At 51.9% G+C, this 16,620-nt stretch carries 11 protein-coding genes and 1 tRNA gene; 6 read left to right on the top strand and 6 right to left on the bottom strand.

Annotation, left to right across the window (positions count from 1 at the left end; genetic code table 11):
- Nucleotides 1-304: 304 nt before the first annotated feature.
- The 4 genes from zorA1 to zorD are packed head-to-tail and all read left to right on the top strand — an operon-like array spanning nucleotide 305 to nucleotide 8,170.
- Nucleotides 305-2,494 (top strand): type I Zorya anti-phage system protein ZorA1, encoded by a 2,190-nt coding sequence (zorA1, locus tag AC2TE5_RS04500; protein ID WP_484612724.1) that lies wholly within the window; start codon nucleotides 305-307, stop codon nucleotides 2,492-2,494.
- Between the two features lie 14 nt (nucleotides 2,495-2,508).
- On the top strand, nucleotides 2,509-3,249 hold the full coding sequence (gene zorB1, locus AC2TE5_RS04495; protein WP_063145277.1) for a type I Zorya anti-phage system protein ZorB1: 741 nt from the start codon (nucleotides 2,509-2,511) through the stop codon (nucleotides 3,247-3,249).
- Nucleotides 3,246-4,928: a type I Zorya anti-phage system protein ZorC gene (gene zorC, locus AC2TE5_RS04490; RefSeq protein WP_484612723.1), complete on the top strand. Its 1,683-nt coding sequence runs from the start codon at nucleotides 3,246-3,248 to the stop codon at nucleotides 4,926-4,928. The genes zorB1 and zorC overlap by 4 nt, the downstream gene beginning before the upstream one ends.
- A complete protein-coding gene (gene zorD / locus AC2TE5_RS04485; protein ID WP_484612722.1) occupies nucleotides 4,928-8,170 on the top strand; it encodes a type I Zorya anti-phage system protein ZorD in 3,243 nt (1,080 codons plus the stop codon). The genes zorC and zorD overlap by 1 nt, the downstream gene beginning before the upstream one ends.
- 383 nt (nucleotides 8,171-8,553) lie before the next feature.
- Here zorD and AC2TE5_RS04480 read toward each other — a convergent pair.
- The 3 genes from AC2TE5_RS04480 to proB all read right to left on the bottom strand — a co-directional run bounded on the left by AC2TE5_RS04480 (nucleotide 8,554) and on the right by proB (nucleotide 11,109).
- Nucleotides 8,554-8,629 (bottom strand) — tRNA-Thr (locus AC2TE5_RS04480).
- A 111-nt stretch (nucleotides 8,630-8,740) separates the two neighbouring features.
- The gene (gene proA / locus AC2TE5_RS04475; RefSeq protein ID WP_484612721.1) at nucleotides 8,741-9,994 is read right to left on the bottom strand and encodes a glutamate-5-semialdehyde dehydrogenase; all 1,254 of its coding nucleotides are present in this window, start codon (nucleotides 9,992-9,994) and stop codon (nucleotides 8,741-8,743) included.
- 11 nt (nucleotides 9,995-10,005) lie between these two features.
- Nucleotides 10,006-11,109 carry a glutamate 5-kinase gene (proB, locus tag AC2TE5_RS04470; protein WP_008501877.1) on the bottom strand — a complete coding sequence of 368 codons (1,104 nt, stop codon included), beginning with the start codon at nucleotides 11,107-11,109 and terminating at the stop codon, nucleotides 10,006-10,008.
- A 305-nt stretch (nucleotides 11,110-11,414) separates the two neighbouring features.
- On the opposite strand from proB, the gene phoE reads away from it, so the two are divergent.
- Nucleotides 11,415-12,467, top strand: coding sequence for a phosphoporin PhoE (gene phoE / locus AC2TE5_RS04465; protein ID WP_032646978.1), 1,053 nt, complete (start codon nucleotides 11,415-11,417; stop codon nucleotides 12,465-12,467).
- Nucleotides 12,468-12,627: 160 nt separating this feature from the next.
- Here the strand turns inward: phoE and crl are convergent, their stop codons facing one another.
- From crl to gpt, 3 genes are all read right to left on the bottom strand, one after another.
- Complete coding sequence (crl, locus tag AC2TE5_RS04460) at nucleotides 12,628-13,029, bottom strand: sigma factor-binding protein Crl (protein ID WP_023334619.1); 402 nt, start codon at nucleotides 13,027-13,029, stop codon at nucleotides 12,628-12,630.
- Between the two features lie 57 nt (nucleotides 13,030-13,086).
- The gene (gene frsA, locus AC2TE5_RS04455) at nucleotides 13,087-14,331 is read right to left on the bottom strand and encodes an esterase FrsA (protein ID WP_484612720.1); all 1,245 of its coding nucleotides are present in this window, start codon (nucleotides 14,329-14,331) and stop codon (nucleotides 13,087-13,089) included.
- 104 nt (nucleotides 14,332-14,435) lie between these two features.
- Entirely contained in the window at nucleotides 14,436-14,894 is a 459-nt protein-coding gene (gene gpt / locus AC2TE5_RS04450) for a xanthine phosphoribosyltransferase (protein ID WP_010427903.1), read from the bottom strand.
- A 260-nt stretch (nucleotides 14,895-15,154) separates the two neighbouring features.
- Here gpt and pepD point away from each other — a divergent pair, with 260 nt between their 5' ends.
- A complete protein-coding gene (gene pepD / locus AC2TE5_RS04445) occupies nucleotides 15,155-16,612 on the top strand; it encodes a cytosol nonspecific dipeptidase (protein ID WP_121425635.1) in 1,458 nt (485 codons plus the stop codon).
- Nucleotides 16,613-16,620: the final 8 nt, after the last annotated feature.

Genomic DNA, 16,620 nt, shown 5'->3' with positions numbered 1-16,620 from the left:
AGCGCAAAAATGCCTTATCGCAAATTCAGTTTTGGAATGCAGTTCGCAAAATGATACCCGGAACGTTAATGATTACAAACGAAACAACGTAAAGAAATTTGCTTTTGATCGCTAAATAATAGGAAACTAAACCGCCATTCCATTAAATCTCCCTGCGTGTACCGCTCATCCCATGAACGGGTGGGGTTGTTTGCGGATCGCGGCGCGGCGATGGCTATCACAACAAAGAAATTTTGATTAAAGGTAATCAAATTGTTGTCGATGGTAATTTAAATGCTGATTAATATATTCAACGGGTAAAAATATGTCCTGGCTTAATTCATTTTTAGTGACGCTTACATCTGTAGAGCCCCATAATGTGCCCTTCACCGTAATCAGCATCGTGAGCCTGGCCGTTGCCTGCTTTATTTTCTTTTATTTATTCCGGGCCATTAACATTGTTAACAGCCTGAAAAAATACACCCAATCAATTAATAGCATTGAAAGCAATTCCCCAGAGGAACAGCTTGCCCATCTTCAAAATCTCTTTAAGCGCCCTGAACTCAAACACGCGTGGAATGAGTTTGAAGAGTCGTTACACCCGCAGAGTGAGCTGGAAGGTGGGGAAGAAAAAATCGTCCGCATTCGTGCCACGGCGCCAAGCTCGAGCTACTTCTCTGAGCAACAGTTAGTCGATATTCCACTCAATACTGAATTCTTCAAACACCTGCCCGGTATTCTGACCGGCGTGGGGATTATCGGTACGTTTTACGGCCTGATGATTGGCCTTAACCACTTCGACCCCAGTACTCCCGAGCAGGTGACCAGCAGCGTCAATAATTTGCTGCACGATGTGTTGTACGCATTCCTTGGCTCTGCCGTGGCTATTGCCGCCTCTATTTTCGTCACCTGGCTGGAAAAACTGTCCATCGCCAAGTGCTATAAGTATCTCGAAAAATTTACCGCCGCTATCGACAAGCTCTACGTTAGCGGTGTGGGCGAGGAATACCTCGCCTCGCTGGTGAAATCCAGCAACGAAAGCGCTACCCAGGCGCGCCACCTGAAAGAAAGCCTGGTCACCGATCTTCGCGATATGCTGCTGCATCTTGCCGAAAGCCAGAAAGTTGAAAATGAACGCCTCGCGAATACATTAAGCAACACCTACCGAGAATCTGGCGCACAGTTTGCTGATCAGGTGAGTGGTGCGATCGAGAATAGCCTGAAGTCACCGCTGGATAAAATTGCGGGTGCGGTTCAGACCGCCAGCGGCGATCAAAGCGGCATGGTGCAGAACATGCTGCAGGATGTGCTGACCGCATTTATGGCGAAGCTCGATACCACCTTTGGCCAGCAGTTTACCAACCTTAACGAGATGATGGGACAAACCGTCGGGGCTATCCAGACGATGCAAAGCGGCTTCTCCGCTCTGCTGCAGGATATGCGTCAGGTCAGCGACGATTCCCGCCAGGGTAGCGCGCAGTTAATTGAACAACTCCTCTCTGAAATGAAATCGGGCCAGCAGGCCATGCAGGCTGGCATGAATGACATGCTGACCAGTTTACAAGCCTCTGTTGCGAAAATTGGCGCTGAGGGTGAAGGTGCCGGTGAGCGCATGGCACGACAGCTTGAGAAAATGTTTGCCGATAGCGAAGCGCGGGAAAAAGCCCAGGCAGAACATATGTCCGCCTTTATTGAAGCCATTCAGAATTCAGTGCAGCAGGGACAAAGCGCAACCATGGAAAAAATGGCGGCCTCAGTCGAAGCACTCGGGGAGCAGTTGGGCAGTCTGTTTGGCCAGATAGATAAGGGTCAGCAACAGATATCAGCGAACCAGCAGGCTAACCAGCAGTCTCTGCACGAACAGACGCAGCGTGTGATGAGTGAAGTAGACGATCAGATCAAACAGCTGATTGAAACCGTTGCTAGTCAGCATCAGGCAACCACCGAAACGCTGAACAAATTCGCAGAACAGACCAACCGACAGATTCAGGATATGCAAAGCGGCGCGGATAAAATGCGTGTTGCCGCCGAGCGTTTTGAACACGCAGGCGATAAGGTGTCGGAGGCGAATCACCTGACGGCTGATGTACTGAATAAAGCGCAATCGGCGGGTTCATCGCTCTCCCTTGCCACCAGTGAACTCACTTCAGTAGTGAGCGATTATCGTAACAATCGAGAAGCCGTCAGCAAATCCATTGCCATGCTCGAATTGCTCGCAGCAAATACCCAGTCAGAACAAACCACCCGTAGTCAGTTCATCACCGATCTTAAGCAGCACGCAGAGCGCTTACAGAGCTATAACCGTGAAGCGCAGACCTTTATGGAAAATGTCAGCGATGTGCTTGGGAAGGGCTTTGAAGACTTCTCAGAAGGTGTTTCACGCAGTCTCGACAAGACGCTGGGCAAACTGGACGTCGAAATGGCGAAAGCCTCTAATCTGCTTGCGGGCTCCGTCGAACAGATCGGTGAAAGCGTCAGCGAGCTTGATGATGTTCTATCTCGCGTGCGTGCCTGAGGGGGTGACAGCTGATGTTTGGGAATGCATTTGGCGTTAAAAAGCGCCGCAGTGATGAAGCTGAGAAGCCCTTCTGGATTTCTTACGCCGATCTGATGACCGCCATGATGGTGTTATTTCTGGTGGTGATGGTCGCGTCGCTAAGCTCCGTTACACAACGCATTCAACGCGCGGAGCAAGGGGAAAAAGTCAGGGGGCAGGACATCGCCAGATTATGTGAGCGCCTGGAACTGCATGCCCGCAGTGTTAACAAAACCATCGTGGTGGATTGCCACGATAACCGCATCAGCTTTGGTGAAGCTGGTCGTTTCGACCACAACCGTTTTTTCCTGAATGCTGAAGGGCAAAAAGCATTACAGGATGTCGTTCCACTTGTGCTGGAGGCATCAGACAGTGACGAAGGCAAAAAGTGGTTTAAGCAGATCGTCATTGAAGGGTTTACCGATACCGACGGCTCGTATCTTTACAACCTGCATCTCTCCCTGCAGCGCTCTGAGTGGGTGATGTGCAGTTTGCTCGATAGCCGCAGCCCTCTGCAAAAAAGCATCTCTGCAGAACAGCAGATCCAAATCCGTAAGCTTTTCCTTGCGGGGGGCGTCTCATTTAATAACGCGAAAGAGAGCAAAGAAGCCAGCCGCCGCGTCGAGTTGCGTATGCAGTTTTTCGGGCTGAAAGATAAGCATGCTGCCGCAGACGAGGTGGATTTCCCGCCTGTTGTGAATAAAGAAGTTTGCCAGTTGGTAATGCCGCAATGACGCCCGCGTTGAGTTCTCTATCGCAGCGCATCGCAGCGAAGCTCTCTTCCAGCCAGCAGGAGGAGCATTATCTGCGCAATGATTTCCACGCGCTGGCTTCTGCTGGCCGCGAGATGGAAAAGCGATTTGATAAAGCAGAGAAAATCCCCACCCCGCCACATGAAATGCGGCTGGCGGCGCTGCGTCGTTTTCGTCTTGCAGAAGAACTGACCGAACGTGAGTGGCGAATGGTGTTTTATGGCCTCGCCGATACCGATCCGCTCTACCCTGACAGGCCAGTATTACTGGAGGATGATACATTCTTTCCCCATGTCGATAGTGTTATCAAAAAACAGATTGAATCCAGGACACTAAAACGCAAGGACTGGGCTGCACTCTGTTCAAGTTATTTTGCCTACAAACACGAATCGCCAGAAATAAACCCGCACTGGTGTTTACTGCGTGGTCATATCGCCAGGGGGTACCCCGTAGTAAAAGCCGCTATCCGCAGAGAAAAGTCGTGGATGAAAACCATTGAGTTTTATCACGACATTTTTACGCCTCAGGCTGGCGGTGTGATATCCCAACAGTTGCTTTCCGGTGAAAGTAACTCTTTATCATCATTAGAAAAAATAGCGCAAATCCCCGATAGCAGCTGGTTGTGGAAACGTATTTTCACAGTGCTGTTAGCGCAGCTTGATACTCTGGACGATCCTCACTATCTGGACAAAATCAGTTGGCTATTGGGCCTGGCGGCGCAGTGGGTACGTTTTCGCGATGACATCATGACGGCAACATTAACCCGTTACTATCATTCAATCTATCGCGATCAAGCGCATTCCGCCCTGAAACAGGCCGCCCTGGAATACTGGGATAACCCTCAGCTCAAGAGTCAGCAGAATAAGTGGCATCAGTATGTTTCTGAACCTGTCGCTGCAATGGTGCGTGGCTGGTTAGCAAAACAGGACCTGATGCACTTCTTTGAACTGCTTCGCGGTAATGGCGATGTCGATCAGGCAAGGCTGCACTATTGGCTACGTTTCGCGAATCAGATGGGATTCACCCGTATCGTGATGGGGCCAGATGCCTGGCAAGATCGTGGAAGCGATTTTGTGAAATTCCGCGAGGAGAATCGTGGGAGGCTAAGCCATCTACGCGGTGGACGTAGTTTTGATAACGCGATGATCATGCAGATTAACGATTATATCTTCGTTGAATTTTCCGGGACGGGAAACGCGATGTATTACTACCGAGTGAATCAGGCTCCATTTAATCCAGAATCTGAGTCGCTTGATATAAAAATACAATTAAAGGACAGAGGATTATGTCCGGATCCTCTCAAGCATATGCCACGCGCTGAAGGCTATAATAAAATCCGCATCACTGGCTGGATGCTGAAATATGACGATGAATTACGTAAGCTAGGTATTCGCTGGATGGCTGAAGAGCCTGTCAAATTTGTAGATAAAAAAGCGCCCTCACCCGCCTCAGTATCTGACATCAAAATCATCAATCCATTGCGGGATACAGCAATACAGCGCCTGGTTGAAAATACCTCATGCATCGTCAGTGATAACCGACAAAAAGGTGGCGTGCTGTCCGTCCAGCTCAAAGCACCTGACGATATAACAGAAAGAGAGTTGCTTCGACTTGGGTTCACCCCTGTGACTAAAGAACCGCATCGCTATTGGATTAAATAATGCTGAAACGTCTGTTAAGTAAGCTGACGGGAAACCGTCAGCAGATAGAACGCCACCTGAAAAATCAGTATCAGGCTGAAGAAAACGGGCTCAGTTTTCCGCAATCGTTGGTTGATGACCCAGAGCTTTGGGCTCTGGCATCCTGGCTTGAGCAACTGGCTGAAGAAGACTATTTGATATCACTAACAGACCGATGGTTGTTGAGCTGGGAATCGCTGTATCGCCTGCTGGAAGATGAAGAACATGCCAGCAGCCTACCTTTGATTGGCGTGCCTGAGGTTTTGCCCCTACGTGCAAGTTTAAGTTCGCGAGGAGCCTTAAGCGATAATGATTTCCGCGTCTGGATTGCTGAATGGGCTACGTTTCCCATGCGTCAATCGATCCGTCTTCGCCGCACCGGGGCTATTTTTACTCATGAAAACCAGCAGCACCTGTTATCACGAGAAAACTGGACGCTTTTGCAGGCAACCGAGCAGCTAAGCATGCAGCAAACTCAGGCTCCCGGCGAGACCACCAACCAACTGGGATGGGCTGCAATTCGCAAATGCGCGAAACAGGCCGCTGCAAAATTTGATGATTATTTAGAAAAAACGCACGTCATCAAACCCACTTCATTGTCGTTACGCCTGCGTAAGGCGACAGTTGCTGATACTGCCGTTATCGAGATTGAACCCCACTTTGAGGACCAACCCGCTAACTGGCTCGGCAGCTTTGACAAGAACTCACAGGTCCACGATAGCTATCGTATCCCCGGAGAGAACGGCGAGCTCAGCCATGTCATCATCCCACCTGAAGTAAAAGAAGTCCTGAATTCAATACACTCAATTCCCGGTCGCCGGGTTGCCGGTAGTGAAGCGCTTTCCTTTGTTCGCAATCCCTATACTTTCCTGGGTGAAGATGCCGCCAGAGTTATTGCCCCCGAGGAACACGAACAGGCATTGGTTGATGCCCATATTTTCTTTCATCACTTCAGGCTTCAACCCCAGATCAATGATGAGAATAAGATAGAGAGTATTACGCTGGTGCTGGAGCCTGTCTCACCGTTGCCGCAACCGGAGGTGTTATTCCTGTTCTCGGCTCCATGGGAACTGGAAAAATTTGTTCAGGCCGTAGGGATAAGTGTTGCCGCGCAAATGCCAGCAGGTTCCTGGCAGGGTTACGAGCTGGAACTGAGCCAATTCACTGAACAGCAATGGCATGATTGCCAGTCGCTGTTGTCGCGCTGGCAACAGGAAGTCGAAGGTAAAGAATTTAATGATGTTCTGGATCTTGGTAAATATGGCGATCGCGTCATTGGCATCGGTGAGTTTGAAAAAATATCCTCTCCCTGGCTGACCAAGGCGCAAAGTGAAAACTGGCTTCCTGATGGCATCGACTTCTCCGAATTTTCGGTAGAAACACTGGATGGTTGGCAACCTGATAACCTTCAGCATTTCAACGAGCTGCAGGAGAGAATCACCCAGGCAGAAGAAACTGGCGAAACGCATATTATCGCCCCCTGGAATGAGACTGAACTGCCACTGGATGCAGCTAAAACTTTCAGTAAGAACTGGGAAAAACAGCAAAATGCAGCACAAGAATCAGAGGGCAATGTTGTTGAAAAAGCGGCCCGGGCAGTGCTCAAAATTGAACAGAATATTGAAGAAGCTGTTTACATTAAAAAGCGCCGAGACTCACTCCTCAATGCGCGCCATGCTGAACCTGAAATTCCACTGAGCCTGAAAGAGCATATCCAGCTCAAAGACCATCAGCGCGAAGGCGTGGCCTGGCTTCAGCAACTTTTCCTCCGTTCACCTCAGGAAACAGCAGGTTGCCTGCTAGCGGATGATATGGGGTTGGGGAAAACGCTGCAGATCCTGAGCTTCCTGGTCTGGTTTATTGAAAAATTCCCTGACGAGCCACCAAGCCTCATTGTTGCCCCCGTTTCGCTTTTGGATAACTGGGAGCGTGAACTCGACAATTTCTTCTACACCGCCGGAATTCCTGTGATGAAATTGTATGGTGACACCATTAAAGCGTTGAAATACCCGAAACAGGCTATTCCTGATCATCTGCAGTCTCAGGGGATCAAAAATCTGCTCAAACCCGGCTGGCAGGGGGAGGCGAAAATCATTCTAACAACCTACGAAACGCTTCGCGATCAGGAGTTTTCACTGGCGCGCCAGCCATGGTCCATCATGGTCTGCGACGAGGCACAAAAAATAAAAAACCCGGCAGCATTAATCACTCATGCAGCCAATGCGATTCAAGCAAGATTCAAAGTGGCATGTACCGGCACGCCTGTGGAAAACACGCTTGTAGACCTGTGGAGCCTCTTTGATTTCGCTCAGCCGGGTCTGTTAGGCGCACTCAATGAATTTGGCAAACACTATGTTCGCCCTATCGAGAACGAAGCGGGTCGTGATACAGGGCGGCTTGAAAGTTTACGAGCTCTAATTGAACCCCAGACATTACGCCGAACTAAAGAAGAAGTCGCGCGTGATTTGCCGCAAAAAATCGAAGTTACCAGCTGTAAGCAGCTGCCGCTTTCTAGCCCACAAAAGCAACTGTATCTTTCTTCAATCGCTAACTGGCAACAACAGCAAGCACTGAGTGAGGGCATGCAGCAGGCAGGTGCGGGGATGTTAGGGTTATTACATCGCCTTAAACTCATTTGCGCGCATCCGGCAGTTGTTAACCCAGAGCCTCGATATCGGGAAGGGTCGCCAAAACTTAACTGGATGTTGAAAACACTGGACGAAATTAAGCACACCCGTAAAGACAAGGTGATTATCTTTACGGAGCTGCGCGATCTCCAGCGCGAGATACAGCATGCTGTTCAGCAACGATTCGGTTTCCGTCCGGTCATCATCAATGGCGATACCAGCACTAAAAGTCAGAGTCAAAATAGCCGTCAGCGATTGATTGATGATTTCCAGGCTCAACCTGGCTTTGGCGTGATTATTCTCTCCACCGTCGCCGTTGGCTTTGGAGTTAACGTTCAGAAAGCCAACCACGTTATTCATTTCACCCGCTGCTGGAATCCGGCAAAAGAAGATCAGGCAACTGACCGTGCTTACCGTATCGGCCAGACAAAGGATGTTTATGTATATTATCCAACGGTAATGGACTCAGAAATCACCACGTTTGAAGAAACGTTAGACGAACTCCTTCAGCGTCGCCGGGCATTGGCCAGAGATATGCTGTGCTCTACACCGGATCTAAGCGGCGCTGATTTTGAGAACATTTTAAAAGGGACTTAACTGCTCAATTTTTTGCACTAAAAAGATTATTAGGTTTATTTCAAAGCCAAAACCTGTTGCTGAACATCTCCGCAAGATGTGTTGTAAATGCAGAGATAAAAAACGCCACAGCAGGTTGAATTAATTATTAACATTACGAAGATTGATTAATTGGTAACCGCAATAGACCATCAGGATCAGTGTTAAACACTATAGCGTGTGACCTATTATACGAGCCAATGTGGTAATGGTTTACCGTGGCGGTCAACGATACGCTCATTTATCAATTGACCATCTGACAGAACACACGAGCAAATTGACACGATTATTGGTCGCAATTTCTCAAATACGGCACAAGAAGAGAACGTCGTTAACTTGAATGTGAAGTAATTATCTGAAAAAGATGGTGCCGATAATAGGAGTCGAACCTACGACCTTCGCATTACGAATGCGCTGCTCTACCAACTGAGCTATATCGGCCCTGAGAGGCCGGTTACGAGGGTAACCACGGGGCAAAAGGTTAGATCTATCCGGGTGATGCGTCAATGCCCTTTTGAATCAAACGGCTACTTTTGCATCACCCGTGATTATTTACGCACGAATCGTATCGTCACCGAAGCCGATCCACTTGTACGTGGTCAGCGCTTCCAGCCCCATCGGACCGCGCGCGTGCAGTTTCTGCGTGCTAACCGCCACCTCAGCGCCGAGGCCAAACTGGCCGCCGTCGGTGAAGCGGGTGGAGGCATTCACATACACCGCAGAGGAATCCACTTCGTTCACAAAGCGATCGGCATTGCGCAGGGTGCGCGTCAGGATCGCGTCAGAATGCTGCGTGCCGTGTTCACGGATGTGCGCAATGGCGTCGTCGAGATCGGTAACGATTTTCACGTTCAGATCCAGTGACAGGAACTCATCGTCGTACTGCTCCGCTTTTACGGGAACAACGTTAGCCGGGCCTTCCTGAAGCAGTGCGAGCGCGTTGGCGTCAGCATGCAGCGTCACGCCGCTCTCTGCCATCTGTTTGCTCAGGGCCGGCAGGAAGATGTTCGCAATATCCTGATGCACCAGCAGCGTTTCTACGGTGTTACAGGTGCTTGGACGCTGGGTTTTCGCGTTAACGATAATCTTCAGCGCTGGTTCAATCTCAGCGCTGTCGTCGACAACGATATGACACACGCCGATACCGCCGGTGATCACCGGAATCGTCGACTGCTCGCGGCACAGCTTGTGCAGGCCCGCGCCGCCGCGTGGGATCAGCATGTCGATGTATTTGTCCATGCGCAGCATTTCGTTGACCAGCGCGCGGTCTGGGCTCTCAATCGCCTGTACGGCACCCGCCGGTAAGCCACACTCTTCCAGCGCCTGCTGAATGACTTTCACCGTCGCGGCGTTGGTTCGCCATGTCTCTTTCCCACCGCGCAGAATAGCGGCGTTACCGGTTTTCAGGCACAGGGAGGCGACATCCACCGTCACGTTTGGACGAGCTTCATAAATAACGCCGATAACGCCGAGAGGCACGCGGCGGCGCTCCAGGCGTAAACCGCTGTCGAGCAGCCCGCCGTCGATGACCTGTCCTACCGGGTCAGCCAGATTGCAGACCTGACGCACATCGTCGGCGATGCCTTTCAGGCGTGCCGGCGTCAGCGCCAGACGGTCGAGCATCGCTTCGCTCAAACCGTTACGACGCGCTTCCAGTAAATCCTGCTCGTTAGCGAGCAAAATCTCCTGGGACTGTGATTCCAGATAATCAGCGATTTTTTCCAGCACGCGGTTTTTCTCGCGGCTGGAAAGGAGCGCCAGTTTGTAAGAGGCGGCCTTCGCGGCTGCGCCCATTTGTTCCAGCATGTTCTGGCTCCTTAACGAATAATCATGTCATCGCGATGCACGGCAACCGGACCATATTCATAGCCCAGAATGGCGTCGATCTGCTGCGAGTGGTGACCCGCGATGCGGCGCAGGGCATCGCTGTTATAACGGCTTACGCCGTGGGCGATGTCGCGGCCTTCGAGGTTACGGATACGGATCACTTCACCACGGGAGAAGTTGCCTGTCACGCTTTTAATTCCTTTAGGAAGTAATGAACTTCCTCGTTCCAGAATCGCGGCGGTTGCCCCTTCATCGACGACGAGTTCGCCAGCAGGAGGCGCGCCAAATATCCAGCGCTTGCGGTTTTCCAGCGGGGATTCCTGGGCGTGGAAGCGGGTACCGACGGAGATGCCTTCCATCACGTCACCAATCACGCCTGGGCGGCTGCCCGCCGCAATGATGGTGTCGATACCGGCGCGGCATGCGACGTCAGCGGCCTGCAGCTTGGTCCCCATACCGCCCGTTCCGAGGCCTGAAACGCTGTCACCGGCGATGGCGCGCAGCGCATCGTCGATACCGTGAACGTCGGTAATCAGCTCGGCTTCCGGATTGGAGCGCGGATCGGCGGTGAACAGCCCCTGCTGATCGGTCAGAAGGAGTAATTTATCGGCACCGGCCAGAATCGCGGCCAGCGCCGAGAGGTTATCGTTATCACCCACTTTGATTTCAGCGGTAGCAACGGCGTCGTTCTCGTTAATGACCGGAACAATATTGTTGTCCAGCAGCGCGCGCAGGGTATCGCGGGCGTTCAGGAAGCGCTCTCTGTCTTCCATATCCGCACGCGTCAGCAGCATCTGCCCGACGTGGATGCCATAGATAGAGAACAGCTGTTCCCAGAGTTGAATGAGTCGGCTTTGCCCCACGGCGGCCAGCAGCTGCTTGGAAGCGATCGTCGCGGGGAGTTCGGGGTAACCCAGGTGTTCACGCCCGGCGGCAATCGCCCCGGAGGTCACAATCACAATACGATGCCCTGCGGCATGTAGCTGAGCGCACTGACGTACAAGCTCAACAATGTGGGCGCGATTTAGGCGGCGCGATCCGCCTGTTAAAACACTGGTACCGAGTTTTACCACCAGCGTCTGGCTGTCACTCATGATTCTCTGCCGTTCAACGATAAGGGAAAGTAATGTCGAACGAACGTTTTAACAGGAGTCAGCCCCGTTGCCAACTGCCTTAGCACATCGTGAAACACTTTGTTGCGCGGGATCAGGAAGCCTAGCGGGAAAGTTTGACAATTTTATTACCGAAATAATAAATCACAGTTTTTTAAAATTATTCTTAGTTTGTCATAAAAGTTTCATTCCAGAACGATAAAACCCTTTCTGTTTTTTCACGGGACTTAAGCATGAGCTTATCGTCCAGCGAATTTTTTTAGCGCGTTTATAAGACAGGATCGAAAATGAAAAAGAGCACTCTGGCATTAATGGTTATGGGCGTAGTAGCTTCTGCATCCGTTCACGCAGCTGAAGTTTATAATAAAGATGGTAATAAACTGGACGTGTACGGCAAAGTGAAAGCCATGCACTACATCAGTGATGATGCCACCAAAGATGGCGATCAGACTTACGTTCGTTTCGGTTTTAAAGGCGAAACTCAGATTAACGATCAGCTGACGGGCTATGGCCGTTGGGAATCTGAATTTGCAGGTAACAAAGCTGAGAGCGACTCCTCTCAGAAGACGCGTCTGGCGTTCGCTGGTCTGAAGCTGAAAAACTTTGGTTCACTGGATTACGGTCGTAACCTGGGTGCCCTGTATGACGTCGAAGCATGGACCGATATGTTCCCTGAGTTCGGCGGAGACTCTTCCGCGCAAACCGATAACTTCATGACCAAGCGTGCCACTGGCCTTGCGACCTACCGCAACACCGACTTCTTCGGCGCGGTTGACGGTCTGGACATGACGCTGCAGTACCAGGGGAAAAACGAAAACCGTGACGCCAAGAAGCAGAACGGTGACGGTTTTGGTACCTCTCTGACCTATGACTTCGGCGGCAGCGATTTCGCCGTCAGCGGCGCCTACACCAACTCTGACCGCACCAATGCTCAGAACCTGCTGGCGCGTGGCCAGGGTCAGAAAGCAGAAGCCTGGGCAACCGGTCTGAAATATGATGCAAACGATATTTATCTTGCCGCAATGTATTCTGAAACCCGCAATATGACGCCAATTTCCGGCGGGTTTGCTAATAAAGCGCAGAACTTTGAAGTTGTCGCACAATATCAGTTCGACTTTGGTCTGCGCCCGTCCCTGGGTTATGTCCAGTCTAAAGGCAAAGATATCGAAGGTATTGGTGACGAAGATCTGGTGAAATATATTGACGTTGGCGCGACCTATTACTTCAACAAAAATATGTCCACCTTTGTTGATTATAAAATCAACCAGATTGACGACAAAAATAAACTGGGCGTGAGCAGCGATGACATCGTTGCCGTGGGTATGACCTACCAGTTCTGATGATGCGGAATAAAAAAACCGGCTTGATGCCGGTTTTTTTTGTCGGGGATTAATGCGGTCTGGTGCCCTCATCCCGGCCCTCTCTCACGGGGAGAGGGAGAAAACCATCAGTTTTTGTAGGCCGGGTAAGGCGAAGCCGCCACCCGGCGCTGTGACACCATCAGGCAGTCAGCTTCACCGCTTCGCTGGAAAAGTCATCCGCGGGTTCGAACTTGAGATCCAGAGTAGCCAGCAGTGCGCGAGCCTTATCGTGGAACTCTTTTAGCGTATATTCCAGGCGGTCAATCACTTCCTGATCTTTAATAGAGGTGGCCTGCCAGTTGCCGTCTTTATTAAACAGGCCAAACTGGTAGCTATACGTAAAACGTTTTTCCTCTGCTTCCATTTCCATCCACCAGCCCCAGAATTCACGTTTTTCGGGTGCAGGCTTCACGTTGACGCATACAGCCAGGCAGTCGAAAAAAAAGCGATTCTCTTCACACTGCTCTTCTCGAATATACGGGCCGAGAGCCATAAACTTCTTAATCAGTCTACTTTTCGGGTGTCCACTCGGTAACGTCATTGCGATCTCCTTTTGTGAAGCCACTGTTTTACCAAACCAGCGAAATTTAGCAATCTATTAACACAATCTCTGAGCGATCCAGCGCGTAATCTCTTTCAGCGCTTTGTCGAAATTCTGATAGACCGGGCTGAACGGCACTTCAAGCAATTTGCCATCCGCAGATGACGACGTGATTAAGCGCGACTCTTCTTCCGGGCTGAACGGATCGTTTTTCCAGAACCCCGACAGCATCGGCGTTGGGCAGCGACGTCCCAGCAGCCCTTGCGTTTTTAACGAGTAGCGATTGAGCTCAATACGCAGCGCTTCGTCTGATGCATCATGCATGCCAAGACGGCTGGCCAGCACATCAAGGTACATTTCAGGTACGCTCCCCTGACGTGCAGGATCGCTGAGCAGGGCGTGAACGACCGGACCAAGGCAGGCGACGGCTTTCAGACGAGACGATTCAAGGTAGGCCAGACGCACCGCGACGTTCGCGCCAAAACGGAAGCCGAATGCCGCCACGCGGGTGTGGTCAATCCACGGAATGTTTTCCAGCGCTTTTAGCGCATGCTGGTGCAGCAGGCTGGAATCCTGCGTCAGTTTCCATTTGGATGAGAAACCGATTGAGGGCATATCAAGCGTCAGCATCGCGATCCCTTTTGGTGCGAAGTAGCGCTCAAAGAGGCTGTAGTAATCGATTTGCAGGGAATCCAGCCCACCGCACATCAGTACGGTCGGGAACGGGCCGTCACCTTCCGGCATATGCAGGAACCCGGTGACGGGTGCACCGCCTGGAATGCTGAACTCAAGCTCGCGCATTTGGCCCGGCAAACGCTGCGCCGCCTCTTCATAAGCACGGTTCGCCAGCGCCTGGGCCTGCTCCGCCAGCTCATCACCTTTCAGATGTGGATACGCGGCAATGGCGTAGAGATTGGCCGCATGCAGCCAGTGCTTGCCGCTGCGCGTGGCGTCCTCTTCCTGGCTGGCTTTTTGCTGCCAGAGCATCGCCTGTTTCGACCACTCATAGATCCAGTTGCCGCCACGGTAGCCCACCACCGTATCGTAAAGCTCGCTGTCGGTCCGTTCAGATTCGCTCATCACGATACGTGCCTGCACATCTAGGATTTCACGGGGATCAATACCGCGCCAGATCCACATCAGGCGGTTAATCATGCGATACCAGTGAGGCACGTTTTTGCCGTCTAACGCGGACTGGACGGCAGGCTGGGTACCCGGATTAAAGCGACGCACCAGCGTCGAGGTTTCAGGGTGTTTGAAACGGGGTTTGAAGAGAGTCTCGGTGAGATTCGCCTGCGTCATTGCGTTGCCTCCATGAATACGTCATATGAAGACTATTGTAACGCGTGGCAGGCCAAAAAGAACAACGCCCGACATAGCCGGGCGTGTAAAGTTACGTACTGGTATTAACGGCCTGAAATAGGCGGTACGAAGACCACGCCCATATCCCATGGCTGTTCAATCCAGGTATCCTGCGGGATATCAATCACGTAATCGTCAACCAGCGGGCGGCCAGCAGGTTTCGCGAAGATAGTGACGAAATGTGCTTTCGGATACATTTCGCGGATAGCAACCGCAGTACCGCCGGTATCTACCAGGTCATCAATAACGATGAAGCCTTCACCGTCGCCTTCCGCACGTTTCAGCACGGTCAGCTCGCGCTGGTTGTCATGGTCATAGCTGGAGATGCAAACGGTATCGACATGACGAATACCCAGCTCACGTGCCAGCAGCGCCCCCGGCACCAGACCGCCACGGCTGACGGCAATAATGCCTTTCCACTGTTCGGAAGGCATCAGACGCGCAGCCAGTTTGCGTGCGTGAATCTGCAACATGTCCCAGGTGACGACGTATTTTTCGCTCATGTGAAGTGTCCCAGCCTGTTTTTATACGGCTTAAAAAGTGTTCGAGGGGGAAATAGGTTGCGCGAGATTATAGAGATCTGACGCACTAAAAACCAGTGTTTAGCGCCCTCTGCCTGAGTTTTTACATGCTTTATGCTACCAGCCAGCAGAGAAAGTGGTATTCTCAGTTTCATCTCGCAAGCCTGACTTGTGGTAACTATTAACCTGCTAACCCTGTGACCTGCAACCCTGTTTGCAGCGCCTCGACAAGGAGACTTATCGTGTCTGAACTGTCTCAATTATCTCCGCAGCCGCTGTGGGATATTTTTGCAAAAATCTGCTCCATTCCACACCCTTCCTACCATGAAGAACAGCTTGCCGAACACATTATGGGCTGGGCGAAGGAAAAAGGTCTGCATGCTGAACGCGACCAGGTTGGCAACATTCTGATCCGCAAACCCGCCACCGCAGGCATGGAAAACCGCAAACCGGTTGTGCTGCAGGCGCACCTGGACATGGTGCCACAGAAGAATAACGACACCGTTCACGACTTCACCAAAGACCCAATTCAGCCGTACATCGACGGCGACTGGGTGAAAGCACGCGGCACTACCCTGGGCGCGGATAACGGCATCGGTATGGCCTCTGCGCTGGCGGTGCTGGCCGACGACAGCGTTGAGCACGGTCCACTGGAAGTGCTGCTGACCATGACCGAAGAAGCGGGCATGGACGGCGCGTTCGGTCTGCAGGCGAACTGGCTGCAGGCGGACATCCTGATCAACACCGACTCTGAAGAAGAAGGTGAGATCTACATGGGCTGCGCGGGCGGGATTGATTTCATCTCTACCCTGCCGCTGTCGCGCGAAGCGATCCCTGCAGGCTTCCAGACCTTCAAGCTGACGCTGAAAGGGCTGAAAGGTGGCCACTCCGGCGGCGATATTCACCTGGGTCTGGGTAACGCCAACAAGCTGCTGGCACGCTTCCTGGCAGGCCATGCGGCCGAGCTGGATCTGCGTCTGGTAGACTTCAACGGCGGTACCCTGCGCAACGCGATCCCGCGCGAAGCGTTCACTACCGTGGCAGTACCGGCGGCAAAAGCGGACGAGCTGAAAAAACTCTCCAGCGTATACCTGGATATTCTGAAAAACGAACTGTCGGCGAAAGAGAAAAACCTGACCGTGGTGCTGGAATCCGTATCTACGGATAAAGCCGCGCTGACCGCGCAGTCTCGTGACACCTTCGTTCAGCTGCTGAACGCGACGCCAAACGGCGTGATCCGCAACTCTGACGTGGCGAAAGGCGTGGTGGAAACCTCACTGAACGTGGGCGTGGTGACCATGAGCGACGACAGCGCGGAAATCATCTGCCTGATCCGTTCCCTGATCGACAGCGGTAAAGAGTACGTGGTGAGCATGCTGGAATCTCTGGGCACGCTGGCGGGCGCGAAAACGTCTGCAAAAGGCAGCTACCCGGGCTGGCAGCCGGATGCAAGTTCTCCGGTGATGGCGCTGGTGCGTGAAACCTATCAGCGTCTGTTCAACAGCACCCCGAACATCCAGGTGATCCACGCAGGTCTGGAATGTGGTCTGTTCAAGAAACCGTATCCGGATATGGATATGGTGTCCATCGGGCCAACCATTACCGGTCCGCACTCGCCGGATGAGCAGGTTCATATCGAAAGCGTCGGTCACTACTGGACGCTGCTGACTGAACTGCTGAAAGCGATCCCCGTTAAGTAATTAGCCGT

The sequence above is a fragment of the Enterobacter sp. N5-15 genome (genome assembly GCF_057221635.1).
This window is presented reverse-complemented; position numbering and strand designations above follow the sequence as displayed.